The sequence below is a fragment of the Kitasatospora sp. NPDC018058 genome, from assembly GCF_044327205.1.
Taxonomy (GTDB): domain Bacteria; phylum Actinomycetota; class Actinomycetes; order Streptomycetales; family Streptomycetaceae; genus Kitasatospora.
Window position 1 is genome coordinate 177,960 of record NZ_JBIRFA010000017.1, and the last position, 24,210, is coordinate 202,169.

Genomic DNA, 24,210 nt, shown 5'->3' on the forward strand with positions numbered 1-24,210 from the left:
GGTTCGGTTCCCGCTGACAGAGTTTCAGTGTAGCGATTGACTAGTGTTCTACTAGACCATAACAATTCAGGGGCAGGCCTCAACGATGCGAGGAGATGCCCCGTGATCGAATTCCATGTGGACCGGGCGGACAGCCTCCCGGCCTACGCGCAGCTCGTACGACAGGTGCGGGAGGCGCTCAGGCTGGGTGTACTGAAGCCCGGGGACCGCCTCCCGGCCGTGCGGGACGTCGTCGTCTCGTGCACGGTCAACGCCAACACCGTGCTCAAGGCCTACAAGGAACTGGAGCACGTCGGCTTGGTCGAGGCCCGCCAGGGCTCCGGCACCTTCGTCACCGGCTCGCTCGGCGCCGTCGACCCGCACGACATGGCGCGGCTGCGCACCGGGCTCGCCCGCTGGGTCGCCGAGGCCCGCCAGGCGGGGCTGGAGGACGAGGACGTCAAGGCCCTGGTCACCGCCGTGCTCACCGAGGAGCAGGCCGCCGCCGAGCGGGCCGGCCGGCACGGGGTGCAGGCGTGATCGCCGTCGAACCGGCCCTGACGGTGCGCGGGCTGACCAAGAGGTACCGGGGCGTCACCGCCCTGGACGACTGCACCTTCACCCTCCCGGCCGGCGGGGTGATCGCCCTGGTCGGCGCCAACGGCGCCGGGAAGTCGACCCTGATGAGCATCGTCAGCGGCATGCTCAAGCCCACGGCCGGGGAGTACGCGGTCGGCGGCCGGGTCGTCCTGCTCGCCCAGGACAAGCCGCTCTACCGCGACTTCAGCGTCGCCGACATGCTGAACTTCGGCCGGCACACCAACCGGGTGTGGGACCAGCCGCGTGCGCTCGCCTGGCTGGAGCGCTTCAATATCCCGCTCGACCGCCGCTGCGGCAAGCTCTCCGGCGGGCAGCAGGCCCAGGTGGCGCTGGCCGTCGCGCTCGGCTCCTGCCCCTCGCTGCTCCTGCTGGACGAGCCGCTGGCCAACCTCGACCCGGTCGCCCGCAAGGCCGTCACCGGCGAACTGCTCGGCGAGGTCGCCGAGACCGGGATGACCGTCCTGCTCTCCACCCACGTGGTGGCCGAACTCGCCGGGGTGGGCGACCACTTGCTGCTGCTCTCGCACGGCCGCAACATCCTCGACGGCGACGCCGAGGACCTGCTCGCCCAGCACCTGCGGCTGACCGGCCCGCGGGCAGACCGGCCGCCGGTCGAGGGGGAGATCGTGCACGAGACCCACACCGCCCGGCAGTCCACCTTCACGGTGCGCACCCTGCTCGGCGCGGCGACCCCGCTGGAGGCCCCCGGCTGGACCGGCCACCCCGTCACCCTGGAGGACGTCGTGCTCGCGTACCTCAAGACCTCGCTCGGGGAGACCGGACGATGAGCGCCCCGACCACCACCCCGCCGCCCGCCGCGACCCGGCCCGCCCCCGCCGCCCGTGGCAACCTGTGGCGCGGCATCCTCTGGCTCGCCTGGCGCCAGCACCGCACCGTGCTGATCGGCGCCGCCGTCACGACGGCCGTCATGCTGACCTGGATGGCCGTCAACGCCTCCGACCTGCAGAGCGCGATCGACCTGTGCCACGGGCCGGACTGCGCCAAGGCCGTCGCCGACGAGCGGCTCGGCCGGATCAGGGACGGCGCCGACATCGCCGGCTACCAGCTGAACCTGGTGGTCTTCCTGCCCGCGATGCTCGGTATGTTCATCGGGGCGCCGCTGCTGTCCCGGGAGTACGAGCAGCGCACGCTGATGCTGGCCTGGTCCCAGGACATCACCCCGATGCGCTGGCTGTTCGGCAAACTCGCCGTGATCGGCACCGTCATCGCAGGGCTGGCCGCCGCGCTCGCCGCCGAGTGCCTGCACGTCGCCCAGCTGGTCCACCTTGCCGACCGGCGCAGCCTGTTCGAGGGGACGCTGTTCCAGGCCGGCGGCTGGATGCCGCTCACGCTCGGCCTCGCCTGGGGGATGTTCGGCGTGGCGGTGGGCGCGGCGCTGCGGCGGGTGCTGCCCTCGCTGGTCGTGGTGCTCGGCTCCTTCGCCGGGCGCACCACGCTGATGGAGCAGGTGCGGCCGCACCTGATGGACCCGGTGACGCGGACGATCCCGCTGGGGCCGGACCGGGGCGCGGGCGGCGACCCGTTCGTCCCGGTGCCCAACGAGCTGGTGCTGGACGGCGGCAAGGCGCCCTTCGTGGACGCGGCCGGGCAGGTCCACCCGTACGGCGAGGTGATGTCGCAGGCCTGCGGCAGCATCCCGGACGGGCGGGGGGACGCCTTCTTCTCCTGTCTGAAGCAGCACGGGTTCGTCGGCATGCAGCAGAGCCTGCAGCCGGAGGGTCGGCTGGGGACCTTCCACCTGATCGAGAACGGGATCAACCTGACGCTGTTCGTGGTGTCGCTGGCGGTCACCTGGTGGCTGGTGCGGCGGGGGCGGGCCGCGGCGTAGTCGCGGGGTCTTGGGCGCAGCGCTAGCCGGTGATGCCCGCGGCGCGCAGGCGGCGTTCGACCTGCGCCCACTCGGGGGTGACCGGGGCGGTCGGACGGGTGTCCATGGCCTTGTCCTTGAAGCCGCTGGAGGTGGACACGCAGACCACCGGGCCGTCGCCCAGGGCCTCCTCACCGAGGCTGCGCAGTCCGGCCAGGCCGGCTGCCGAGGACAGCTCGGCCCACAGGCCGGCGCGGGCCAGTTCGCGCTGGGCGTCGGCGAGTTGGCGGTCGTCGACGGTCAGTGCCCGGCCACCGCTCGCACGCACCGCGACCACGCCCCGGTAGCCGCTGACCGGGGAGGCGATCGAGTAGGCGTCGCTCGGGCCGACCGTCACGTGGGCGGCCGGGACGCCTCGGGCGAGCGCCCGGTGCAGCGGGCCGGAGGCCGCGGACTCGCAGGAGAAGACGCGCGGCACCCGGTCGGCCAGTCCGAGGCGGTGCAGCTCGGCGAAGCCCTTCCAGACGCCGAACAGCAGCTCGCCGTACCCGGTCGGCACGAACACCGCGCTCGGCACGCCCACGTCCTGGAAGATCTCGTACGCCACGGTCTTGTAGCCCTCGGGGCCGTACGGGTGACCGGTGTGGGTGGTGGTCAGGTTGCTGACCGGATGCAGGCCGAAGCGCTCGACCACCTGACGCAGCAACGGCCAGCGCGCCTCCCACGGCACCGGCAGCACCACGGCGCCGTAGGCGTTGAGGAAGGCGTCCACGGCGGGCGGCGCGTCGGGGCCGGTGAAGACGACGCAGGGCAGTCCGGCGCGGGCGGCGTAGGCGGCCGCCGAGGCGCCGTGGTTGCCGGAGGACGCCACCGCGATGCCGGGCGCGCCGACACCGACGGCGGCGCTGGTGGTGCAGCGGTTCAGTCGGTCCTTGTGGCTCCAGGTGGGATTGCGGGACTCGTCCTTGAGGTAGACGTCCGGCTGGATCTCCACCAGCGGGGTGGCGCCCTCGCCGAGGCCCGGCGCGAGCAGCGGCGGCAGCAGCGGCGCCCAGCGCTCCAGGCCGCCGCGGGTCTTGACGGGGGCGAACAGGTTGGCCGGGTCGAGCTTGTCGTAGGCGTAGTCGACCTCGACGGGGTAGGAGACGTCCTCCGTGCTGGTCTGCGGGCAGCCTTCGGTGAGCGGTGGCCAGAGCGGGTAGTCGAGGTCGGGGTCGCCGAGAGAGCGCTGACCGGTTGCGAGGGAGTCGTCTGGTGTCATGTAAGTACCCTAGCCGGGCTTCGGGTGCTACAGGAGGAGTTTCTGGCTGCGGGGCGGCGGGGCACACTCATCCGGACATTGACGGCGGGGTAGGAGTCGGAGGGCGTGATGGACAGCGGTATGCGGGCGATGGTCGACGCGGTGGACGAGGCGCGGCGGCAGTTGCGGGAGAACGCGTTGCCGAAGGCGCGGGAGCGCGGGCGGGACAAGGTCCCGGCGGCGGACGAGCCCGTGATGCTGGGCGCGCTCGCCGATCTGGTGGAGGTCGCGGCGGAGCTGGCGGCGGCCCTCTCCGACCGGATGGCCACGCATGAGAGCCCGCCGTTCTACAACGGGGCGGGTAGCCGCCTCAGGGATCAGGCCCGCTATCTGCGGGAGGCCGAGCAGAAGGTCGCCGAGCGGCTGGGCTGAGCGCGCGACGGCCGCCGACGTCCTCCAGGGCGCCGGCGGCCGGTTCGCCGCCTCAGCGGTGGCTGGTGAACTGCACCACCTGCTGGTAGGTCGGCCGGTTCTGCCAGGTGGTCTTGTCGTCCGTCACCCCGCCCAGCGGCCGCTGGATGATGGTGTCGGCGCACCACTGGTCGCCCGCCGAGCAGTCCCCGTCGCCCGGGTAGACCTGGGAGGGGGTCTGGGCGGCGGCCTGCTTGAGGGTGTTCAGCAGTACGCCCCGGCAGGCCGTCAGGTCGCCCCCGCCGCAGAACGGACGGGCCAGCGGGCCGGCCACCGGGTCGCCGAGGACGGACCGCAGGTCCTTGTCCAGGTAGCTCCACCAGCCGTACTGGAAGGCCGAACCCTTGTGCGGAATGGACTCGTTGGCGCTCGCCGGGCCGCCGGCCGTGGCGCCGGTCTGGCCGCCGGAGGGCGACTCGTTGATCTGCAGTGCGCCGGTCAGCGCGGTGAACAGCTGGTCGCCGAGCCCGGGCCGCATGACGCCGTCGGCGACCAGCGGCCACCAGGCATCCATCACCCGGATCGCGGCCGCGTCCGCGTAGGTGTGGCTGCCGGGTGAGGTCTCCTTCCGTTGCCCGCCGTCGGCGAGCCAGGCCTCCAGCTGCTGGAGCGCGGTGAGAGTGGCCGGGTCGGTGACCGGACCACTGCGCAGGACCTGGATCAGGTCGGGCAGGACGTCCTCGGCCCGCAGGTCGGTGAGGGCGGCGCTCTCCATGGCCTGGGTGAGCGAGACCCGGCCGGCCTTGCCGCCGTTGCCGAGCAGGGCCTTGACCCGGTCGTCGAGCAGGTTCCCGCGGTGCACCGAGCCGTTGCCGAAGCCGGCGGCGGTGTAGCCGTCGGCCTGCTTGTTGTTCCAGGAGATGTAGTAGTCCTGGTTGACGGACTGCGGGTGCTCGGCCGGCGGGGTGTACCGGGCGGTGTTGGTGGCCGGGTCGAAGCCGGCCCACTCGTAGGCGGGTTGGGCGAGCACCGGCAGACCGGCGTCGACGCCGGGGGCGCGCACCGGGTTGCTGCCGGAGTTGTAGTACGCGATGTCGCGGGAGTCGGCGTAGAACCAGTTGAAGGTGTAGTTGATGTCCTGCGCCGCCTGCTGGAAGCTCGGTGCGTCGTGCACCGCGCCGGGGTCGTTCAACTCCTGGAAGCCGATGATGGAATCGGCCTCGTGCCGGTAGGTGGAGCGCAGCGAGGTGAACGCGACGGGTGCGCCGCCGACGGTGCCCCGGGCGGTCACCAGGCCGTAGTCGGAGCGGTACATCACCAGGGTGTAGGAGCCGGCGGGGGTGGAGTCGGCGGTGGTCGGGCTCCACGCGTTCTTGCGTTCCAGCCGGTCGAAGGGCAGGCACTGGCCGTGCCAGAGGTAGGAGTTGGCGGCCGTGGTGACCGGCGAGCCGTCGGTGGTGCAGAGCGGGACGGCGTAGGTGTCGGTGATGTCCTGCCCGGCCGAGGTGGCGCTCCAGGCGTAGTCCTGGCCGCGGCCGAGCTGCACGTAGAAGCTCAGGCCGGCGAAGGCCGCGCCGCGCGCGCTGATCCCGGGGCCCTGGATCTCCTCCAGCATCAGCAACTGCGGGGCGAAGTAGCCGGTTTGCGGGCCGAACACGGCGACAGGGTGGCCGTCGTCGGTGTGCGCGCCGGAGACCAGCAGGGCGTTGGACATGCCGTGCTTGGCGGTGAGCAGGTTGCCGGGGAGGGCGCCGTTCGCGGCGGTCGTCGCCGCCCCCGCCGAGCCGGTGGCGTCGTAGATCATCCGCTCGGGCACCACCGAGCCGGGGTCGGGCAGCGCCTGGCCCTGCGGCTGGTCGGGCACGGTGGCGTACGGGAAGCTCTGCCCGTCGTGCAGGGTCTGCACCGCCTCCGGGTCGTCGGCCTCGCGCAGCGACTTCCATACCGCGTCCCCGGCGTCCTTGCCGTAGCGCGCCTCGGCGGCCGACTTGACCTGGGCGGAGGCGAGTTCGTTGCCGCCGCCCGCGCCGAACAGCGCACCGACCACGGAGGCCAGGGCGACCAGGTCGGTCAGCTTGAACGGCTCGATCGAACCGGCGTTGGTGATCGGGTCGACGTGCCCGGTGAGGTCGTACTCGCCGGGGAAGGTGCGGCCGTTGTACGCCTGCGTGACGTACTGGTTGACCCCGTCGAGGTAGGCGTTGGCGTCGGCGAGCGCCTGGGCGGCCCGGCCGCCGCGGGCGGCGAGGGCGTCGATCTGCTGCTGCAACTCGGCCTCGGTGTACGGCGCGGCCTGCCAGAAGCTCTGCTCCAGCTGGCGGTTGGCGGCCGCGCCGCCCGCGAAGCCGGACAGCTGGCCGCGGCCGACGTGCCGGAACAGGTCCATCACCCAGAGTCGGTCCTGCGCGGCGGCGTAGCCGGCGCCGAACTCGGTGCCGTACCGGGTGGTGCCGGTGATGTGCGGGACGCCCGCGGCCTTGTCGCGCACGATCGTGACGTCCGGGCGCGGGGTGGTGGTGCTGGCCACCTGGTCGGCCGGCACGCCGAAGGAGGCGTCGTTGAAGAAGTCGCGTAGCCCGGCCTCGGTGAGCCCGGGATAGCCGGAGGTCAGGGCCGCGTAGGGGCCGAGCTGGTCGTCGGTGTGCGCGGGGCGGCTGCCGAACATCCGGTTGAGCAGGATCTCGGCGAGGGTGGCGTTGCCGTTCTCGCCGGGCGGGAGGATGTCGGTGCAGCGGCCGCCGCAGTAGTCGGTGGCGGCGGCTGCGGCGGTGTTGGTGCCGGTGGGGACCGCGGTGGCGGTGGTGGGGGTGGTGAGGGCTGCGGTGACGAGCAGGGCCGACGCGAGGGCGGCGGCCGGGAAGCGGAGGCGGTGGGGGCGTGGGCGCAAGGCGAGCTCCTCCGTCGAAGCCACGGGGAGTCGACGGTAGGGGTGCTACTGGACGGTTGGCTAGTGGCGTGCATGCCATTTCGTGATTGCTGCGCCGGAGTTGACGGTCCGCAGGGGGTGCGGGTCGGCCGATCGTCGGTGTCGTCGGCTATGGTCGCTCGCGTCGGTGGAAGATCGTCCGTCAATCGGCGGGGGAGGAGGGTGAGCAGGGGTGGAGGCAGACGTGGAGGTCGCGGGGCTCAAGGAGTTGCCGGACGGGCTGACCCATGGGCCCAGTCGGGAACTGCTCGCCGCCGGGGAGCTGTGCTGGTCCTACGCGCACCTGGACCTGCGGGACTCGGGCGCCGATCCGCTTGAGCCCGCCTCGACTCGGTGGGAGGGGTGCGCCGTCCAGGGGGCCGAGGGCCTGTACGTGCTGGGCGAGGCGCGCTACGAGACCTGGTCGGTCCACGGGCCGGTCGCGGTGCTGCTGGACGGCGCCGGCGGCGAGGTGTACCTGGCCCGCCCGGACGACGACGGTGTGCTCCAGCGGGACTTGCTGGCCAGCGGCCCGGACACCCTGATCGCCCTGGTGACGGCGATCGAGGCCGTCACCTCGGCCGCGGCCGGCGAGTACGACCTCGACGAGGGGGACGCGGAGCCGCCGCGCCGTCCGGCCACGGTCACGGAGGTCGTGCGGGTCGTCCGGGAGGAGTTGCGCGAGGCCGATCCGGAGCTGTTCCGGCGGACGGACGGTCAGCCCGCCCACTGGGAGACGGCGCTGCGGATCCGAGCCCTCGGTTGGGGTGCCAAGACCGGCGAGGACGGTGCGCTGGCGTACGAGCTCGATCCGTCGCTGGTCGAGGACCTCGCGACGATCGAGGGCGAGGGCGCGGTCCGCCGCTTCGCCGAGGACGAGCTGCCCGAGCAGCTCACCCACGGCCCGACGCGGCGCCTGCTCACCGAGGTCGGACTGCCCGTCTCCGGCCGGTGCCTGCTCGACGTCGATGCCGAGGGCCCGCTGGGCACGCTGGCGGAGGACTACCCGGAGAACTACGAGCTGGACGAGGACGGCGACATGTCCACCCGTCCGCACCAGGGGGAGTTCCTGGCGGTCGGCGGGTGGATGTACGACTTCGTGGTCGCCCTCGACGGCGCCACCGGGCAGGTCGAACTGCCCGACTGGTGGGACGACGGCGATCCGGCGGCGTACCTGCACCGCGATCTGTCCGCGTTGCTGTACGTGCTCTGGACCTTCGAGCGCCTGCGGGCGCAGCGGCGCGAGGCGGAGCGCCCGCAGCCGGCGGGGACCTGGTCGGTGTTCGACCCGTGTGAACTGCTGGACGGCGCGGCGGAGGAGACCCTGCGGGCCCTGGACCCGGTGGCCTTCGCGAGCGATCGCCACTTCTGGCCGATACGGGTGGATGACGGGCACATGGGTGGCTTGCTGGAGTAGTGGTTTGCGTCGGCAGCCGATCGGCTCGGCTGCCGACCGCAGGCCCCGCCGGGCCGTCAGTCCGGCAGGTGCAGGGCCGGGTCGGCCGGGCCCTGGGTGAGGCGGGTGAAGCGGACCTGGAGGCCGTCGCGCTCGGGGGAGCAGCAGAACGGGCCGGCGGCCGCGGGCGCGTCGGGGGCGAGGGGTGCGAGGCGGACCAGGCGCCAGGGGCCGTCCTCGCAGCGGGCGCGGATGGTGACGGCGTCGCCGGTGCGGCTGGCGCGGACGGTGACGGGGCGGCCGTGCCAGTCGGGGACGGGGGCGAGGGACCAGTCGGAGAGGCCGTGGGTGACGACCGCGCCGAGGTGGGGGAGGCCGTCGCTCATCTCGACTCCGGCCTTGATCCACGTCCGGGGGTCGACCCGGATCAGCAGGCCGGCCTGGTCGTAGAGGGCGGCGAAGTCGGCGATGAAGGTGACCTCGGTGGCGCTGCCCGGCGGGAAGTCGGTGAGCAGTGCGTGGCCGTCGTCGCGGACGAAGCCGTAGCCGGTGGTGCGCCAGAAGTCGCTGCGGCCGCAGGCGGTGACCAGGAGGTCGGTGCCGTCGGTGTGCGTGTGCTCGGGCGGGTTGAGCCAGCTGCCCTCGTGCCAGGGGATGTCGCGGGGCGGGTGCATCGGGCCGTCCTTTCACCGATTGCCGCAAGTTTCGGAAAGAACATCCAAGCACTCGCCCCGCGGCCGGGGGAGGGGTGGGTCCGGGCGTGAGCATCAGCCGGATCGGGTTGCCCTCCTTGTGCTTCAAGGCCTCGACCGGCTTGATGCGGCGGCTACCCGGTGGTGGGGCCGTCCTGGTCGGACTGGCTGACGGCCGCCAACAGGTGGGCCACCAGGGGGTTCCGGTCGTGCCGGCGCCAGGCGACGGCCACCCGGGTGCGGGCGGTGCCGGGCTCGATCCGGCGGAAGGCGACGCCCTTGAGCCGGATGCGGCGGATGCTCGCCGGGGCGAGCGAGACGCCGAGGCCGGCCTCCACCAGCGCGCACACCGTCTGCCACTCCACCGCGTGCTGCCCGATCCGCGGGGTGAAGCCCGCCGCGGTGCACAGGCCGGTGATCCGGTCGTACAGCTGCGGGCCGGCCGCGCGGGGGAGCAGGACGAACGGAGATCCCGCCAACTGGGCGACCCGGACGGTCCGTTGGGAGGCGAGCGGATGTCCGGACGGCAACACGGCGACGAAGGGCTCGCTGAGGACGGTCCGGAAGCGGAGCTCGGTGTCGGTGTCCGGCGGTTCGCGCAGCAGACCGAGGTCGATGCTCCGGTCGTGCAGGGCGGCGAGCTGCGGCGCCGTGGTCATCTCGCGGATGTCCAGGTGCACGCCCGGGTGCCGCCCCCGGAAGGTGTGCAGCAGGCCGGGCAGGACGGTGAGCGCGAGCGAGGCGGAGAAGCCGATCCGCAGCCGTCCGGTCTCGCCGCTACCGACGGCGCGGGCGGCGGCCAGGCCGTCCGCGAGCTCGGTCAGCACCCGCCGTGCGGCGGGCAGCAGTTCCCGGCCGGCCGCCGTCAGCGTGATGCCGCCGGGTTCGCGGTGGAACAGCGGATGCCCGACCTTCTCCTCCAAGCGGCGGATCTGCTGGCTCAGCGGGGGCTGGGCGATGCCCAGCCGGGCGGCCGCGTGGCCGAAGTGGAGTTCCTCGGCGAGGACGGTGAAGGCGTACAGCTGGGGGAGGGGGAGTTCGGGGCGCTGCTCCATACGCCTAGGGATATCACGTCATGCTGATCGGTGTATTGGACATATCAGCGCAGGCCACCTAGCGTTCCGCGCATGACAGAGCGACGTGCGATCCTCAGTGGCTCGACCTTCGAGGAGCAGATCGGCTACGCCCGCGCCGTGGTGGTCGGCGACTGGGTGCATGTGTCCGGCACGACCGGGTTCGACTACACCACCATGACGATCTCCGAGGACGTGGTGGAGCAGGCCGAGCAGTGCCTGCGCACCATCGGGGAGGCGTTGGCCGAGGCGGGGTGCGGCTTCGCCGATGTGGTGCGGGTGCGCTACCTGCTGCCCGAGCGCGCAGACTTCGAGCCCTGCTGGCCGGTGCTGCGCCGCTGCTTCGGGGACGTTCGGCCGGCCGCCACGATGATGGTGTGCGGTCTGGCGGACCCTCGGATGAGGATCGAGATCGAGGTGGACGCGCGGCGGGCCGTCTGACAGCAGGCCGCCGCTCCCCGTAACGGACCCGTCGGGTTTCGGCGACGGGCCCGGACCGACCGTCGGCGTCGGATCCGGGCCCGTCGTCGGTGGGGCGTCAGGCTCGGCCCGCCAGGCGGGCGGTGAGGACCTCGGTGTCCGGGAGGAACCAGATGTGGCCGGCCGCGTTGGACTCGTGGACCAGCGAGCGCAGTGCCGAACTGGCCTCCAGGTGGCGGGAGATGTCACCGATGACGACCAGCCGGACATGGTAGTTGACGAACTTCTGCATGACCTCGCCGGCGAAACCGGTGCTCAGGACGAAGAACCGGTCGTCCAGCCGGTCGGCGGGGACGGCGACGATCTCGGCGCCGACGTAGGTCGCGCCGATGAGATCCAGTGCATCCTGCACGGTGGTGATCGCGGGCCCGGCAGGGTCGCACACGAGCACCTTCACCCCGCTCAGTTCCTGCACTGTGTCTGCCATGGCGGTCTCCTGCCGATCGGGCGTGATGATCCGGGTGGGATCATCCGTGTACGAGCCTCAATCTAGGGGAGGAGGCCCGGCGCCCGGAACCGATTTACCGCCCGCCGCGGCTATCGTCGGGCCCGGCTGCGGCCGGTGGGCGGTGCAACGCGCACCCGCTGGGTGGCGGGCGCCTTCTCGATGTCGTCCAGCTGGTCGAGGATGGTGGCACGCAGGTCCTCGTCGTTCTCGAAGCAGTGGTCGTTGAACAGGGTGTAGCCCGTCCACATCAGGTTGGCGCACACCCGGGCCGGGACCCGCCCGGTCTGGGCGCCCATGCCGACCAGCGCCACCGAGCGGATGCTGCCCGGCGCCAGCAGGTTCTGCCGGTGCACGGCCTGGAAGGCGGCCGCGCAGGCGAGCGCCACGTTCAGCGTCTCGCTCACGTTCTGCGAAGACGACTGCATCGTGGGTGCCGAGATCAGGAACTTCGGGTTGACCGCCCCGGAGGGCACGCAGACCGCGCTGCCCACCGGCAGCGTGCCCGCGTACTTGCTGCGTATCGCCCGCTGCACCTTCAGTTGGATGCCCGCCCCCAGGTGTCGCTTGATGGCCGCGTCCGTCCCGCCGTCCATCCGGCCGCCGGAGTTGGTCGGGCTGACCCAGGCGTCGACTTCCTCGGTCAGGATCGAGCCGTGCCGGATCTCGATGCCGGGGGTGTCGGCGAAGGCCGCCCGCCACGACTCGACCACCGTCGCGTTGAGGTCCGTCAGCACCACCCTGAGCGGGGACTGCGCGCGGTCCGTCGTCATGCTGCAACTCCTGTCGTTCGTCGAGCTGTTTCCCGCTGTCGATCAGGACGTTAGCGCGCACCACTGACAATCCGTCCGGCGCCGGCCGGCCGCCGGGGACTGTCGGTCCCGGCTGCTAGGAATGTGCTGTCCGTCGGAGAGCTGACGGACAGTCAGACTTCATTTCCCGTGATCCGATCCAGCCGGAGTACCACCATGAGCGCTGCCGACACCCCCACTCCCGCCACCCAGTCCGACCCGAACGACCCGCTGGCCCTCGCGGAGCTCTTCCAGGGCGGCGGCGAGCCGTGGCTCCCGCTGCTGAAGCCGGTCATCGAGGCGCAGTCCGAGGCCGCCTCGTTCATCGGCCCGGGCCGCAGTCCGGAGGTCGTGCCCGTCCGCGAGCTGACCTTCCAGGCGCTCAAGCCGCACGCCCCGCACAAGTGGAAGGTCGTGGTCTTCGGCCAGAACCCGTACCCGCGGCCGGAGAGCGCCACCGGCATCGCCATGTTCGACAACACCTTCCACGACTGGAAGGACAGCCAGTTCGGCCGGGTGGTCAGCATCCGCTGCATCATCAAGGCCGCGGCGATGTGGAAGTACGGCATCCCCAAGAAGACGCCGATCGCCGACATACGGGCGCTGCTGAAGAAGGAGGAGACCGTCCAGCCGCCGGAGTGGTTCCAGGCGATGCTGACCCAGGGCGTGCTGCTGCTGAACGCGGCGCTCACCGCCAGCGCCGACGGCGGAATGGGCCCGGACCGGCACACCGGGTTCTGGCGGCCGGTGGCCGAGCGGATCATCGAGGAGATCCTCCGGGCCAAGCAGCAGGCCGACGAGGAGGACCGGGGCGTCGTCTTCGCCTGGTGGGGCGCGCACGCGCGCAGCCTGAAGAACGTCGTGCTGCGGCTGCAGAAGAAGTACCCCGAGGTCGAGGTGCGCCACATCGACCACGCCAACCCGGCCGCCCAGGGCGACATCTTCTGCGACGGGGACCACTTCGCCACCGTGAACGCCGCGCTCGCCTCGCTCGGCGCGGAGGAGATCGACTGGCTCCCCAGCGCGGGCTGGAACGCCGACACGGCGCAGCACGGCGGCGCCGACGGAGGCGTCGCCGAGCGGATGGGCGCGTTCATCGCCTCCACCATGGAGCTGCACCAGCTGTATCTGGACCGACTCGCCGGCGTCAAGGACGAGGGCCTCGAACTCCCGGCGATCAGCGGGGTGTTCGACACGCCGATGATGGACTTCCGCGACGCCGTGGCTCCGGTGGCCGAGCTGCTCCGGGGCCTGGACCGGCACGTCGCGCTGTCGCACGACTTCGGCGAGCGGCGTGCGGACGAGGGGGCGTCCGGCCTGTCCGCCGACGCGATCGCCGCGCTCTACCTCTACACCTGCGAGTCCGCGTTCTACCGGGAGATCAACGCGGTGCTGCGTTCGCCGGACCGCAGCCGGCTGGTGCCGTACCTGCCGTACCTGCGGCTGCTGTTCGCGGCGGTCTCGCAGCTGCCGGCGCGCACCGAGCCGCTCTGGCGCGGGGTCTCGCTGGACCTGCGCAAGCAGTACCCGCTCGGCCGGACGGTGACGTGGTGGGGCGTGTCCTCCTGCACCTCCAAGCTCGGGGTGGCTCAGTCCTTCCTGGGCAGCCGGGGCAAGCGGACGCTGTTCGAGGTGCGCCCGCTGCGCGCGGCGGGCATCCAGCGGTTCTCGGCGTTCACGGGGGAGGAGGAGTTCATCCTGCTGCCGGGCACCCAGCTGGAGGTCACGGACGTGCGGACCCAGCGCGGCGGGCTGTGCACCGTGACGCTGACCGAGCTCGCGGAGGAGCCGCTGGTGTCCTGAGCCGATGTCCTGCGTCGAGCGCGGCCCACTGTTCTATAACCTAGTTAGGATCTTTACTTGGTTAAGTTATGATGGCTCCTCCGAACAGCAGCCGAGCCGACCACGGGGGAAGCGATGACGTCCAGAACCACGGGCCTCGACGCAGAGCTGGCGCGTGAGCGGGCCTACGTCGAGGCCTGCCGGGCGGCGATGGCCTGGCAGGTGGCGGACGCCGGCCACCAGGTCGTCGCCGGAGAGGACGTCTCGGGCGACGGCGCGAGCGCCGAGGCACTCGGCCGCTACCTGCGGACCCGCGCCAAGCGGATGCGGGAGCTGCCGGACAGCCCGTCCTTCTTCGGCCGCCTCGACTTCGACGACGCGCCCGGGGCCGGGGACCACCGAGGGCAGCGTTACTACGTGGGCCGCCGGCGCATCTCCGAGGACCCGACCGTGCCGCCGCTGGTGGTCGACTGGCGGGCCCCGGTATCCCGGGCGTTCTACCGGGCGAGCGCCCACGAGCCGCTCGGGCTCGCGTGCCGCCGCCGGTTCGGCTGGGCGCCGGGGAGCCCGGGCGCGCCGGAGGACCTGACCGGCCTGGAGGACGAGCACCTCGGCCGTGCCGAGGAGGGCGGGCCCAGCGGCATCCTGGCCGCCGAGATCGAGCGCCCCCGCACCGGGCCGATGCGCGACATCGTCGCGACCATCCAGCCGGAGCAGGACGAACTGGTCCGCGGCGAGCTCGGTGAGTCCGTCTGCGTCCAGGGCGCCCCCGGCAGCGGCAAGACCGCCGTCGGCCTGCACCGCGCCGCCTACCTGCTGTACAGCTTCCCGCAGCGGATCCAACGCAGCGGCCTACTGGTCATCGGCCCCAACCGGACCTTCCTGCGCTACATCGCCGAGGTGCTCCCCGCACTCGGTGAGCTGGACGTCTCCCAGCGCACAGTGGAGGACCTGGTCGCCGCCGGCCGCACGGTCGCCGCGGTGGACGGCGACCGGGCCGCCGCGATCAAGCAGGACGCGCGGATGGCCGAAGTGCTGCGCCGGGCGCTGTACGGCCGGATCCGGGCCGCCGGCTCCGAACCACTGGTCGTCCCGGACGGCTCCTACCGTTGGCGGGTGCCCGCGGAGAGGCTCGACCGGACGGTCGCCGAGATCCGCGAACAGGCGCCGCCGTACGCCGTCGGCCGGGAGAACGTCCGCACCCGGGTGATGGAGCTGATCCGGGACCAGGCCGAGCGGCGCTCCGGCGTCCAGAACGCCGCCTGGCAGCGGAAGGTCGGCCGCTGCAGGCCGGTCGCGGCCTTCCTGGAGACCGCCTGGCCCGCGCTGCGCCCGGAGGCCGTGGTGGCCGCCCTGCTCGGCGACCCCGTCGTGCTGGCCGAGGCGGCCGACGGACTGCTCTCGCCCGAGGAACAGGCGGCGATCCTGTGGCGGAAGCCACCGCGCTCGGAACGGAGCGCCAAGTGGTCCGAGCACGACCTCGTCCTCCTCGACGAGGTGGCCGGCCTGATCGAGCGCCCGGCGAGCTTCGGTCACGTGGTGGTGGACGAGGCCCAGGACCTCTCCCCGATGCAGTGCCGGGCGATCGCCCGCCGTAGCACCTTCGGCTCCCTCACCGTCCTCGGCGACCTCGCCCAGGCCACCGCCCCCTGGTCGGCCCGCAGTTGGACCGAGCAGCTGGCCCACCTCGGCAAACCGCAGGCCACCCTGGTGCCACTGACCACCGGCTTCCGGGTCCCGGCCGCCGTGATGACGCTCGCCAACCGGCTGCTCGGCGCGCTCGACGTCGACGTGCCGCCGGCGGTGTCGCTGCGCCGGGACGGAGACGTGGCGATCCGGGCGGTGGACGACCTGGACGACCTGGACGAGGCGGTGGCGGTCGCGGCGCGCGCCGCGCTGGAACGGGAGGGCTCGATCGCGGTGATCGCCGCCGACGGCGCGGCGGCGCGAATCGCCGCCGCACTGGGAACCGCCGGGATCCCGAGCGCCTCCGCCGAGGAGGTCGGCGGCACGGCCCGGGTGACGGTGCTTCCGGCCTCGCTGGCCAAGGGACTCGAGTACGACCACGTGATCGTCCTGGAACCGGCCGCCATCGCCGAGGCCGAGCCGCGCGGACTGCACCGGCTCTACGTGGTGCTGACCCGGGCGGTGTCCCGGCTGGACATCCTGCACTCCCGTCCGCTTCCGGCGCAGCTGACCGCAGGGTGAACCGGTGCCCCCACCGGCCCGGACCCGGTCGTCGCCTCCGAACCGCCTCCGAACCGCCGGCGGATCCGGCGGAGGCGACGACCGGGCGAGGCGGGTGGTGGATCAGAGCACCCGGCGCAGCCGGCCGTGCCCGTCCTCCGCGCGCCCGTACTGGATGTCCAGGAGGTGTTCGTGGATGGCGAGGGTCTGCTTCCCCGGGGGCGCCGGTGCCGATGGTGAACTCGTAGCCCTGGCCCTTGAACGCCGTGATCGGGGTGATCACGGCGCCGGTGCCGGTGGCGAAGACCTCGGTGGCCGTGCCGTCGACGGCGCCGGTGCGCAACTCCGTGAGGGTGATGGCGCGTTCCACCGGGGTGAGGGCGAACTCGGCGGCCAGGGCGAGGACCGAGTCGCGGGTCACGCCGTCCAGGATGGTGCCGAGCCCGGGGGTGACCAGCTCGCCGTAGGAGGTGACCAGGCAGAGGTTCATCGTGCCGGACTCCTCCAGGTCGCCCTCGCCGCCGGTGTCGTCCAGGAACAGCACCTGGTCGCAGCCGTGCTGCCTGGCCTCCATCTGGGCGCCAGGCTGGAGGCGTAGTTGCCGCCGCACTTGGCCGCGCCGGTGCCGCCCCGGCCCGCGCGGGTGTACTCGCCGCTGACCCACAGGGTGATGCCGGTGACGCCGGAGGGGAAGTACGGCCCGGCCGGGCAGGCGATGACCGAGTAGGTGACGTGGTCGGCCGGCCGGACACCGAGGAAGGACTCCGAGGCGAACATGAACGGCCGCAGGTAGAGGCTGCCCTCGCCGTCGGCGCCCGGCACCCAGGCCTCGTCCGCGCGCACCAGCTCCTCGACGCTGGTGAGGAAGTCCTGCTCGGACAGCCCCGCCCGCCGGAGCAGGGGTGGGGTCAGCCGACGGCGGGGATGTCGTGGGTGGCGCAGTGGATGCCGCCACCGCCGGCCGCGATGGCGTCGATCTTCACCGGGACGATCTCCCGGCCCGGGAAGTACTGCTTGAGGATCTGCTGCGCCCGGTCGTCGGCCCGGGCGTCGCCGAACTTCGGCAGATAGACGCCCTTCGAGCCGATGTAGAAGTTCATGTACGAGGAGACGAAGGCGTCGCCGCGCCCGGTGATCTTGTCCGGGTCGGGCTGCTGCAGCTCCACCACCTGCAGCTGCTTGCCCGTCGCGTCGACGGCGTTCTTGAGCACGCCGCGGGCCTGGTCGGCCGAGCGGGACCAGACGTCCGCCGGGCTGCCGGGGAAGGCCTGGTCGAGCAGGACCACGCCGGGGGCGACGAAGCGGGTCAGGCAGTCGACGTGGGCGTCGGTGATGTCCTTGCCCTTGACGCCCGCCAGCCAGATCACCTTGGTCACGCCGAGGACCTTCTTCAGCTCCGCCTCGACCTGGTCACGGCTCATCCCCGGGTTGCGGTTGTCGTTGACCACCGAGCTCTCGGTGACCAGCAGGGTGCCCTGGCCGTCGGTCTCGAAGGAGCCGCCCTCGGCGACCAGCCGGGTCTCGACGCGCTCCACGCCGTACTTGGCCAGCACCGTCCGGGCGACCTTGGAGTCGTTGCCGCGCTGCTGCTTGCCGCCCCAGCCGTTGAAGTTGAAGTCGACGCCCTTGACCTTGCCGCCCTCCCCCACGAACACCGGCAGGGTGTCGCGGGCCCACAGGTCGTCGACGGCGATCGGCACCACCTCGACCGCCGAGCCGCAGGCCTTCTGGGCGGCGTCCTTCTGCTCGGGGCGGGCCATCAGGACGACGGGCTCGCGCGCCGCGATCGCCTGGGCGAGGCCCGCGACGTCCCGGCGGACGTCCGGGAGCTGGTCGCCCCAGACGCTCTCGGAGGCGGGCCAGGACATCACCGTGCGCAGGTGCTTCTCCCACTCGGCGCCGAAGCGGCGGGCGCCGGCGCCGCCCGGGGCGGTCCCGCCGGGCTGGGGGGAGGCCGAGGCGGCGTCCCCGGCGTCGAGGTCGTCCAGTTCGTTGCAGGCGGTCAGGCCGAGGGCGAGGACGCCCGCGCCGGCCAGGGAGCGTATCAGGGTACGGCGGGACATGGCGGTGGTCATACGGCTGCTCCGGCTGAGGGTCGGGGTCGGCGAGGGAGGATGCGGGTGTGGAGCGGGATCACGGCAGCGGCTCGTGCATGGTCGAGCAGTGGATGCCGCCGCCCCCGGTCATCAGCCGGTCGACGTCGAGCTGCACCACCTCCCGGCCGGGGAAGGCCGCGCGTTGACCAGGCTGCTCTCGGTGGCCATCACCGTGCCGTCGACCGCCGTACCCGTCCCGGCGGAACACCGGCGCGATGTCGCGCATCCACAGGTCGTCGGTGGGGATCGCGGTGATCACCTCCACCGCGGAGCCGCACCGGGCCCGGGCCTTGTCCGCGGTCCAGTCGTCGGGGGCGCACATGACCACCGGCTCGAACTCGGCGACGGTGCGGGCGATCAGGGCGATGTCCTCCTGGACGCCGCCCAGGCGCAGCCCCCAGACACCGCGGCGGGAGGGCCAGGACATCCAGGTCCGCGCGTGCGGGACGTCGTCCGCGGGCACCCGGGGGTACGCCTCGGTGGAACGGTCATCGCGGTAGTGGCTCATGAGGGTCTCCAGATCGTGCGACGGTGCCGGGAAGGGCGCGCGGGGCCGTCAGGTCCACTCTTCGCGCCGCAACGCACCGGCGCACCACGGGACCGGGCCGGCGGCAGCGCCCCTCCTGCGGGTTCAGGCTCGCATTGACTGAAAAATCAGTCAAACTCATCGGCGTGCCATGACTCCTCCCATGGGGAGGCCGCACGGAGCGTGACGATCCGCCCGGGGCGGAACCCGATCAGGCGCCGAGCCGGGCCACCTCGGCGTCGATCGCGTCGACCATGAGCGTGCGGGCGTGCGCCAGCGGCAGGCTCCCGCTGAGCCAGCGCGTGCTCAGCCCCTCCAGCAGCGCGGTCAGCCGCTCGGCGGCGCCGGCCAGCGCGACCGCCGAGGACATCGGTCGCACGACGCCGAGCAGTTCGGCGATCTCCTGGACCCAGATCCGGGTGGCCCGCGCGAGGTCCTCGCGCAGGGTTTCGTCGAACACCGCGCTCGCCCGCAGCTCTCCCCAGGCGGTGCTGTTCTCCCGTACCTCGACCGTTTCCTGGAGCTCCAGCAGTAGTGTCTGCTCCAGCTCCTCGCGCGCGGTCAGCGGCGGTGCGTCCGCCGCGCGTTCGGTCGTGTAGCGCTCCGCCCGGTCGTTGATGAACTCCAGCGTCTGCCGGAGGATCCCCGTGCGGTCCTTGAAGTGGTAGTAGATGAGCGCGGTGGACACACCGGCCTCCGCGGCGAGCTCCTCCACCCGCAGCCCACGCACCCCGCGCCGGGCGATCACGCGCGCGGCTGCTTCCAGGATCGACGTTTTACGACTGGCCACGATCCACCACCTTACCCGGGCGGCCCCGGCCAGGATCGGTCCGCCTGTCTGAAGAGCCGGTCAGCCCCGGTGCGGCTGCCCCGGGGCGATGGGGCCCAGCCATGGAAGATCAGAACTGATCAGCTGTCAATTACCGTGCAGCACTATTGTTTTGCTGAGATGAATCCTGCTGGCTTCGCCGTGTGCCCTCGCCCTGCCGGTCGATTCTCGCGGAGCCGTGGACGCGCTCCGGCCCCGCTGCTGAATGCCGAATCCGCCGCGTCGAGGGTCTTCCGCCGGGCGCTTCCGGCCTGCCGGCCGCGACGACGCCCGTACCGCCCGCCTGGGACCGGGTCTGCTGCTCTCCTGACGGCTCAGGAGAGCAGCAGGGCCGTCACAGCCGCTCGGGGACGGGGTTGCCCACGGCCTCGATGGCCCGGCGCACCGGCACCTTCACCAGCACCGCGAAGCCGATCACGAAGAACACCAGCAGCGAGATGATCGCCGAGCGGTAGCTGCCGGTGATCTGGTACGCGAGGCCGAAGACCAGCGGGCCCATCCAGCTGGTGCCGCGGTCGCTGACCTTGTACAGGCTGAAGTACTCGGCCTCCCGGCCCGCCGGGATCAGGTGCGAGAACAGCGAACGGGAGAGCGCCTGGCTGCCGCCGAGCACCAGGCCGATCATGCAGGCCAGGGCGTAGAACCAGGCCGGCTGGTGGGCGGGCATGAAGTAGCCGAGGGCCAGGGTGATCACCCAGCCGACCAGCGAGCCGAGGATGGTCTTCTTGGCGCCGTACCGCTGGGCGATCCGGCCGAGCAGCAGTGCGCCGCCGATCGCCACGATCTGGACCATCAGCACGGCGGTGACCAGCGAGGTCTGGGTCATGCCGAGCTCCTCGCTGCCGAACAGCGAAGCCTGCGAGACGACGGTCTGGATGCCGTCGTTGTAGCAGAGGAAGGCGGCCAGGTAGAGCAGCGTCAGCGGGTGCTTGCGCATGCCCTTCAGGGTGCGGCCGAGTTCGCGCAGGCTGCCGGCGGCGGGCTGGTCGGCCGCGGCGCGGCTGGGCGCGACGCCGGCCCGGGAGGGCAGCCGCAGCAGCGGGACGACGGTGAACAGCGCCCACCACAGGCCGGCCGAGGCCAGGCAGATCCGCACGGCGGTGCCGGAGGACAGTCCCAGCGCGTCGCAGTTCTGGAACAGCGCCAGGTTGGCGATCAGCAGCAGCCCGCCGCCCGCGTAGCCGTAGGCCCACCCCTTGGAGGAGACCTTGTCGCGCTCGTCGGGGGAGGCCAGGCCCGGCAGGTAGGCGTAGGAGAGCGCGACCGACACCGCGTACGAGATGTTGGCGACCACCAGCAGCGCGCCGCCGAGCAGGTAGCGGTCGCCGTCGAGGAGGAACATCCCCATCGTGGCGAGCGCGCCGACGTACGCGAAGCCGCACATCAGCTCCTTGTGCCGTCCGGTGCGGTCGGCGACCGTGCCGGTCAGCAACATCACCGCGACCGAGATCAGCACGGAGAAGGAGACCGTGTAGGGGAAGAACGATCCTGCCCGGATCGACAGGCCGAGCGGGTGCACGTCGCCGGACGCGTCGGCGGCCTTCTTGGCCACCTCGGTCAGGTACGGCCCGAGGAACACCGTCAGGACGGTGGCGGAGAAGGCCGCGTTGGCCCAGTCGTTGATGTACCAGCCGAATTGCATCCGGCGCAGGGAGCGGCCGTCGTCGGCGCTCGCCGGGGGGCCCGCGACGTGGTCCTGCAGGTGGTCCGTGCTGCTCATACGGCTCCTATCGCCGTGCTGGAGCCGGTGCTGCCGTCCGTCCAGCAGCCGCGCTCGCTGAGGACGTCCCGAAGAACGTCGATGCGATCGGCCATGATGCCATCCACGCCGAGGTCCAGGAGAGCCCTGATCCGTGTGGGATCGTCCACAGTCCAGACGTGAACCTGCAGGCCGAGCCGGTGTGCGGTCCGGACGAAGGCCCGGTCGACCACCCGCACGCCCTGGTGCCGCTCCGGCACCTGCGCGCAGATCCCCGCGTACGGTGCCCCGCGTCCGCGCGACAGCGCCCCGGGCAGCACCAGCTCGCCGAGCGAGCGCAGCCGCAGCCGCGCCACCTCGCGCGGCCCGAGCGAGGTGGCCAGCCGGGGCCCGGCGGCGGCCCGGACGGCGGCCAGGCGGCTGTCGGAGAAGCCGCCGACGCAGACCCGGTCCCAGGCGTCGGTCCGGCGGATCGCCTCGACCAGTGGCCCGACGGCCGGCGCCGCCTTGACGTCGATGTTGAACCGCGCCCCCGGGAACGCCTCGAGCAGGTCTTCCAGCAGCGGCACCGGCTCGGTCCCGCCGATCCGGGCCCGCCTGACGCTCTCCCAGGGCAGCTCCGCCACCGCCCCGCTCCGGTCGGTGACCCGGTCGAGCCGGGAGTCGTGGAAGGCCACCAGCACTCCGTCGGCGGTGGCGTGCACATCCGTTTCGAGGTACCGGTACCCGAGCGCCACGGCCGCCTCGAACGCGGCGAGCGAGTTCTCGGGGTGCCCGAGTTCACCACCCCGGTGCGCGAAGGCGAGCGGCCCCGGATGATCGAGGAAGGGGTGGGGGTGGGGGTGCATGTGCTGCTCCGAGCTGCGGGGACAGAAGCGGGCGCCGCCCGTTCCGCCGCCGTCCCGGACCCGCGCGCGTTACAGTATTACGCACCCTGTCAAGCGGTAACGATCAGTGCCCCACGCTCCCCGGGGGAGGGTGGGGCACTGGTGCGGGGCGCTCAGGGGTGGGTGATGAGCACGTCGTTCGGGCGGCCCAGCGAGCTGCCGTCACGCAGGATCACCTCATCGGTGAGCTTCGGCACGGTGACCGGCGAGGGCGGCAGCGGAGCCGCCGGGGGAGTGGGCCGGGGCGCCGGCGGCAGGATGACCTGGCTGCCGAACGCGGGCGGCTTGGGCATGACGGCGCCGGTGCCCGAGAGGTCGACCAGGTCCGCGAGGCCACCGTCGTCGTCCACCCGCGGCACGCCCAGCGGCGGCAGGCCGAGCAACTGGATGGCGGTCTTGGGCAGGCTGACGTGGGAGCACCAGCGCGAGTCGATGCCCGGGCGGACCCGGCCGCCGAACATCAGCAGCGGCACCCGGGGCCCGTAGGCGACCTGGACGCCGTCGGCGGTGTACTCCACGTTCGGGGTGTCGACGTGGTCGTCGAAGCCGCCCCAGTCGTCCCAGGTCAGCATGAACACCGTCTCGTCCCAGGAGCCGGCCTGCACCACCGCGTCGACGGCCTGCCAGACCGCGTCCATGCCGAGCGACACGTCGGCCGTGGGGTGCTCGTCGTAGGGGCCGTCGTGCCACACCATCGACAGGGCCGGCAGCTTCCCGGCGCCCGCGTCGTTGAGGAACTGCTGCGAGGGCTTGGCCGACCGCACGATGTTCGCGGACCCCTTGAGCTGCTGATAGAACTCCACCGGGTACCCGGTGGCGCCGGTGTAGGCCTTCCAACTCAGGTTGTTGTCCTGGGCGTGCCCGGGCAGCGAGGGCAGGTCCCAGACCGGCTGGCTGTTGTGCGGAGGGTTGCGCAGCGTCGGGGACTGACCGCCGGTGATGAGCAGGTGGTTGGGCGTGGAGTTGGTGCCGAAGCCCGAGCAGTGGTTCTCCAGGAACGCGCCGGAGGCCGCGAGCCAGGCGTAGAACGGCAGATCGGCGGTGGTGTCGAACTGCACGTGCGCGGCGGTGCTGCCCTGCTGGGTGAGCCAGCGGTAGTAGGCGTGCCGGTCGTGCGACGGGTCGGCCACCGGGGGGTTGGGCGTGATCGGCCAGCCGGTGGCGACGTTGGCGCCGTAGGGCGCCATGGAGAGGAAGTAGTTGTCGGTGGTGTGGTTCTCCTGAACCATGATCACCACGTGCTTGATCAGACCTGCCGGGGACGTCATGGGGCACTCTCCGCACAACGGGCTTACGTGGACGACCCATTGACGCACGCTCATTCGCCGCGGCCCCGGCTCGCGGGGCCGTCACTCACTGCAACGGCCCAAGCCGCTCCCCGAAGTGCCGGGCCGGCGGCCGCCGTCGGCGGCCCGCCGACTCGACGAGTGGCACTGCGGCGGACCGGCTATGCGCCCAGCACCTGCACCCGGGTGTCCGTGGGGAAGCCGGCGATCGGGCCGGCCTGCCGGGCGAACTCGGTGATGGCGGCGAACTGGTCCTCCGCCAGCCGGAAGTCGAGGGTCTTGAAGTAGCGCTCCAACGAGGCAGCGTCGAACGGTTCCCAGCACGCGGCCTGTTCGGCGATCTCGGGGAGGTGCTCCAGGGACAGGTCGCGGGCGGCGAGCAGGGAGCGGTGCACCTGGCGGACCAGTTCGGGGTGGCGGACCAGGTAGTCGCGGCGGACGGCCCAGACCGCGAAGACGAACGGCAGCCCGGTCCAGTCCTTCCACATCTGCCCGAGGTCGTGGACGCGCAGGCCCAGCCGCTCGGCCTGGTGCAGCGACGCCGTCAGCGCGACGTCCCCGATGACCACGGCCGCGTCCGCCTCCCGCATCATCGCTTCCAGGTCGGGCTGGTGGACCTCGTACCGCGGCGTGACCCGGTACTGCTCGGTGAGCAGGAGCCTGGCCAGGCACACCGACGTCCTGGATGTGGAGCCGAGCGCCACCCGGGCGCCGTCCAGCCGGTCCAGCGGCAGCCGGGAGACGATCGAGCAGGACATCACCGGGCCGTCGCAGCCCACCGCCAGCCCGGGCAGCACCACCAGCTGGTCGGCGTTGCGCAGGAACTCGACCAGGCTGATCGGCGAGATGTCGAGGTCCCCGCGGACCAGCCCGTCGTTCAACTCGTCGGGGGTCCTTCTGGCCAGTTCGAGGTCCAGCAGGGCACTGGTCCGGGCCAGCCCCCAGTACACGGGCAGTGAGTTGAGGAACCGGATGTGTCCGACCCGGGGACGACGGACGGCGGTGCTCGGTGTTGTCTCCACCATCGGAGAGTAGCCCCGTGCCACCCGGACGACGCCGAGGGGGCCACGCGAACGAG

At 72.4% G+C, this 24,210-nt stretch carries 22 protein-coding genes and 1 pseudogene; 8 read left to right on the plus strand and 15 right to left on the minus strand.

Annotation, left to right across the window (positions count from 1 at the left end; genetic code table 11):
• The first annotated feature begins 102 nt into the window (after window positions 1-102).
• From ACH4E7_RS24750 to ACH4E7_RS24760, 3 genes are read left to right on the plus strand one after another with little or no spacing between them, the layout of a single operon-like run.
• Complete coding sequence (locus ACH4E7_RS24750; RefSeq protein WP_396251213.1) at window positions 103-519, plus strand: GntR family transcriptional regulator; 417 nt, start codon at window positions 103-105, stop codon at window positions 517-519.
• Window positions 516-1,367 carry an ABC transporter ATP-binding protein gene (locus tag ACH4E7_RS24755; RefSeq protein WP_396251214.1) on the plus strand — a complete coding sequence of 284 codons (852 nt, stop codon included), beginning with the start codon at window positions 516-518 and terminating at the stop codon, window positions 1,365-1,367. Before ACH4E7_RS24750 ends, ACH4E7_RS24755 begins: the two co-directional genes overlap by 4 nt.
• The gene (locus tag ACH4E7_RS24760; RefSeq protein ID WP_396251215.1) at window positions 1,364-2,428 is read left to right on the plus strand and encodes a hypothetical protein; all 1,065 of its coding nucleotides are present in this window, start codon (window positions 1,364-1,366) and stop codon (window positions 2,426-2,428) included. The genes ACH4E7_RS24755 and ACH4E7_RS24760 overlap by 4 nt, the downstream gene beginning before the upstream one ends.
• Window positions 2,429-2,450: 22 nt before the next feature.
• Here ACH4E7_RS24760 and ACH4E7_RS24765 read toward each other — a convergent pair whose 3' ends face one another.
• Window positions 2,451-3,668, minus strand: a complete 1,218-nt coding sequence (locus tag ACH4E7_RS24765) for a pyridoxal-phosphate dependent enzyme (protein WP_396251216.1) — start codon at window positions 3,666-3,668, stop codon at window positions 2,451-2,453.
• 105 nt (window positions 3,669-3,773) lie between these two features.
• Here ACH4E7_RS24765 and ACH4E7_RS24770 point away from each other — a divergent pair, with 105 nt between their 5' ends.
• Entirely contained in the window at window positions 3,774-4,079 is a 306-nt protein-coding gene (locus ACH4E7_RS24770) for a hypothetical protein (protein WP_396251217.1), read from the plus strand.
• Window positions 4,080-4,131: 52 nt separating this feature from the next.
• Here the strand turns inward: ACH4E7_RS24770 and ACH4E7_RS24775 are convergent, their stop codons facing one another.
• Window positions 4,132-6,945, minus strand: coding sequence for a penicillin acylase family protein (locus ACH4E7_RS24775; RefSeq protein ID WP_396251218.1), 2,814 nt, complete (start codon window positions 6,943-6,945; stop codon window positions 4,132-4,134).
• Between the two features lie 211 nt (window positions 6,946-7,156).
• On the opposite strand from ACH4E7_RS24775, the gene ACH4E7_RS24780 reads away from it, so the two are divergent.
• Window positions 7,157-8,380, plus strand: a complete 1,224-nt coding sequence (locus ACH4E7_RS24780) for an SUKH-4 family immunity protein (RefSeq protein WP_396251219.1) — start codon at window positions 7,157-7,159, stop codon at window positions 8,378-8,380.
• 56 nt (window positions 8,381-8,436) lie between these two features.
• Here ACH4E7_RS24780 and ACH4E7_RS24785 read toward each other — a convergent pair whose 3' ends face one another.
• Together ACH4E7_RS24785 and ACH4E7_RS24790 are read right to left on the minus strand one after the other, a co-directional pair.
• Window positions 8,437-9,033, minus strand: a complete 597-nt coding sequence (locus ACH4E7_RS24785; RefSeq protein WP_396251220.1) for a DUF1349 domain-containing protein — start codon at window positions 9,031-9,033, stop codon at window positions 8,437-8,439.
• Window positions 9,034-9,185: 152 nt separating this feature from the next.
• A complete protein-coding gene (locus ACH4E7_RS24790) occupies window positions 9,186-10,106 on the minus strand; it encodes a LysR family transcriptional regulator (RefSeq protein WP_396251221.1) in 921 nt (306 codons plus the stop codon).
• A 72-nt stretch (window positions 10,107-10,178) separates the two neighbouring features.
• Here ACH4E7_RS24790 and ACH4E7_RS24795 point away from each other — a divergent pair, with 72 nt between their 5' ends.
• A complete protein-coding gene (locus tag ACH4E7_RS24795; protein WP_396251222.1) occupies window positions 10,179-10,565 on the plus strand; it encodes a RidA family protein in 387 nt (128 codons plus the stop codon).
• A gap of 97 nt (window positions 10,566-10,662) precedes the next feature.
• Here the strand turns inward: ACH4E7_RS24795 and ACH4E7_RS24800 are convergent, their stop codons facing one another.
• Entirely contained in the window at window positions 10,663-11,031 is a 369-nt protein-coding gene (locus tag ACH4E7_RS24800) for a DUF4180 domain-containing protein (protein WP_396251223.1), read from the minus strand.
• A 110-nt stretch (window positions 11,032-11,141) separates the two neighbouring features.
• Complete coding sequence (locus tag ACH4E7_RS24805) at window positions 11,142-11,822, minus strand: macro domain-containing protein (RefSeq protein WP_396251224.1); 681 nt, start codon at window positions 11,820-11,822, stop codon at window positions 11,142-11,144.
• Between the two features lie 195 nt (window positions 11,823-12,017).
• Between ACH4E7_RS24805 and ACH4E7_RS24810 the strand changes: the two genes are divergently transcribed.
• Together ACH4E7_RS24810 and ACH4E7_RS24815 are read left to right on the plus strand one after the other, a co-directional pair.
• Window positions 12,018-13,643, plus strand: a complete 1,626-nt coding sequence (locus tag ACH4E7_RS24810; RefSeq protein WP_396251225.1) for an ADP-ribosyltransferase domain-containing protein — start codon at window positions 12,018-12,020, stop codon at window positions 13,641-13,643.
• A 114-nt stretch (window positions 13,644-13,757) separates the two neighbouring features.
• Window positions 13,758-15,830 (plus strand): HelD family protein, encoded by a 2,073-nt coding sequence (locus ACH4E7_RS24815; protein ID WP_396251226.1) that lies wholly within the window; start codon window positions 13,758-13,760, stop codon window positions 15,828-15,830.
• Window positions 15,831-16,131: 301 nt separating this feature from the next.
• Here ACH4E7_RS24815 and ACH4E7_RS24820 read toward each other — a convergent pair.
• The 9 genes and pseudogenes from ACH4E7_RS24820 to ACH4E7_RS24860 form a co-directional block, all read right to left on the minus strand.
• Window positions 16,132-16,383: pseudogene (locus tag ACH4E7_RS24820) on the minus strand (aminotransferase class IV); the annotation flags it as partial.
• Window positions 16,296-16,652: a hypothetical protein gene (locus ACH4E7_RS24825; RefSeq protein ID WP_396251227.1), complete on the minus strand. Its 357-nt coding sequence runs from the start codon at window positions 16,650-16,652 to the stop codon at window positions 16,296-16,298. The pseudogene ACH4E7_RS24820 and the gene ACH4E7_RS24825, both read right to left, overlap by 88 nt.
• A gap of 65 nt (window positions 16,653-16,717) precedes the next feature.
• Complete coding sequence (locus ACH4E7_RS24830; protein ID WP_396251228.1) at window positions 16,718-17,872, minus strand: agmatine/peptidylarginine deiminase; 1,155 nt, start codon at window positions 17,870-17,872, stop codon at window positions 16,718-16,720.
• 70 nt (window positions 17,873-17,942) lie between these two features.
• The gene (locus ACH4E7_RS24835; RefSeq protein WP_396251229.1) at window positions 17,943-18,413 is read right to left on the minus strand and encodes an agmatine deiminase family protein; all 471 of its coding nucleotides are present in this window, start codon (window positions 18,411-18,413) and stop codon (window positions 17,943-17,945) included.
• A 229-nt stretch (window positions 18,414-18,642) separates the two neighbouring features.
• A complete protein-coding gene (locus tag ACH4E7_RS24840) occupies window positions 18,643-19,221 on the minus strand; it encodes a TetR/AcrR family transcriptional regulator (RefSeq protein WP_396251230.1) in 579 nt (192 codons plus the stop codon).
• A gap of 373 nt (window positions 19,222-19,594) precedes the next feature.
• Complete coding sequence (locus tag ACH4E7_RS24845) at window positions 19,595-20,980, minus strand: MFS transporter (RefSeq protein ID WP_396251231.1); 1,386 nt, start codon at window positions 20,978-20,980, stop codon at window positions 19,595-19,597.
• The gene (locus tag ACH4E7_RS24850; RefSeq protein WP_396251232.1) at window positions 20,977-21,807 is read right to left on the minus strand and encodes a glycerophosphodiester phosphodiesterase; all 831 of its coding nucleotides are present in this window, start codon (window positions 21,805-21,807) and stop codon (window positions 20,977-20,979) included. Before ACH4E7_RS24850 ends, ACH4E7_RS24845 begins: the two co-directional genes overlap by 4 nt.
• 152 nt (window positions 21,808-21,959) lie before the next feature.
• The gene (locus tag ACH4E7_RS24855; protein ID WP_396251233.1) at window positions 21,960-23,114 is read right to left on the minus strand and encodes an alkaline phosphatase family protein; all 1,155 of its coding nucleotides are present in this window, start codon (window positions 23,112-23,114) and stop codon (window positions 21,960-21,962) included.
• 179 nt (window positions 23,115-23,293) lie between these two features.
• Window positions 23,294-24,157, minus strand: a complete 864-nt coding sequence (locus ACH4E7_RS24860) for a menaquinone biosynthetic enzyme MqnA/MqnD family protein (protein WP_396251234.1) — start codon at window positions 24,155-24,157, stop codon at window positions 23,294-23,296.
• Window positions 24,158-24,210 lie beyond the last annotated feature (53 nt).

What these genes read in the sequence shown, in the direction of transcription:
- ACH4E7_RS24785 (WP_396251220.1), bottom strand. Translation starts at nt 9,033, where the DNA reads ATGCACCCGCCCCGCGACATCCCCTGGCACGAGGGCAGCTGGCTCAAC.
- ACH4E7_RS24765 (WP_396251216.1), bottom strand. Translation starts at nt 3,668, where the DNA reads ATGACACCAGACGACTCCCTCGCAACCGGTCAGCGCTCTCTCGGCGAC.
- ACH4E7_RS24845 (WP_396251231.1), bottom strand. Translation starts at nt 20,980, where the DNA reads ATGAGCAGCACGGACCACCTGCAGGACCACGTCGCGGGCCCCCCGGCG.
- ACH4E7_RS24850 (WP_396251232.1), bottom strand. Translation starts at nt 21,807, where the DNA reads ATGCACCCCCACCCCCACCCCTTCCTCGATCATCCGGGGCCGCTCGCC.
- ACH4E7_RS24830 (WP_396251228.1), bottom strand. Translation starts at nt 17,872, where the DNA reads ATGTCCCGCCGTACCCTGATACGCTCCCTGGCCGGCGCGGGCGTCCTC.
- ACH4E7_RS24790 (WP_396251221.1), bottom strand. Translation starts at nt 10,106, where the DNA reads ATGGAGCAGCGCCCCGAACTCCCCCTCCCCCAGCTGTACGCCTTCACC.
- ACH4E7_RS24835 (WP_396251229.1), bottom strand. Translation starts at nt 18,413, where the DNA reads ATGAGCCACTACCGCGATGACCGTTCCACCGAGGCGTACCCCCGGGTG.
- ACH4E7_RS24810 (WP_396251225.1), top strand. Translation starts at nt 12,018, where the DNA reads ATGAGCGCTGCCGACACCCCCACTCCCGCCACCCAGTCCGACCCGAAC.
- ACH4E7_RS24805 (WP_396251224.1), bottom strand. Translation starts at nt 11,822, where the DNA reads ATGACGACGGACCGCGCGCAGTCCCCGCTCAGGGTGGTGCTGACGGAC.
- ACH4E7_RS24800 (WP_396251223.1), bottom strand. Translation starts at nt 11,031, where the DNA reads ATGGCAGACACAGTGCAGGAACTGAGCGGGGTGAAGGTGCTCGTGTGC.
- ACH4E7_RS24815 (WP_396251226.1), top strand. Translation starts at nt 13,758, where the DNA reads ATGACGTCCAGAACCACGGGCCTCGACGCAGAGCTGGCGCGTGAGCGG.
- ACH4E7_RS24855 (WP_396251233.1), bottom strand. Translation starts at nt 23,114, where the DNA reads ATGACGTCCCCGGCAGGTCTGATCAAGCACGTGGTGATCATGGTTCAG.
- ACH4E7_RS24795 (WP_396251222.1), top strand. Translation starts at nt 10,179, where the DNA reads ATGACAGAGCGACGTGCGATCCTCAGTGGCTCGACCTTCGAGGAGCAG.
- ACH4E7_RS24760 (WP_396251215.1), top strand. Translation starts at nt 1,364, where the DNA reads ATGAGCGCCCCGACCACCACCCCGCCGCCCGCCGCGACCCGGCCCGCC.
- ACH4E7_RS24860 (WP_396251234.1), bottom strand. Translation starts at nt 24,157, where the DNA reads ATGGTGGAGACAACACCGAGCACCGCCGTCCGTCGTCCCCGGGTCGGA.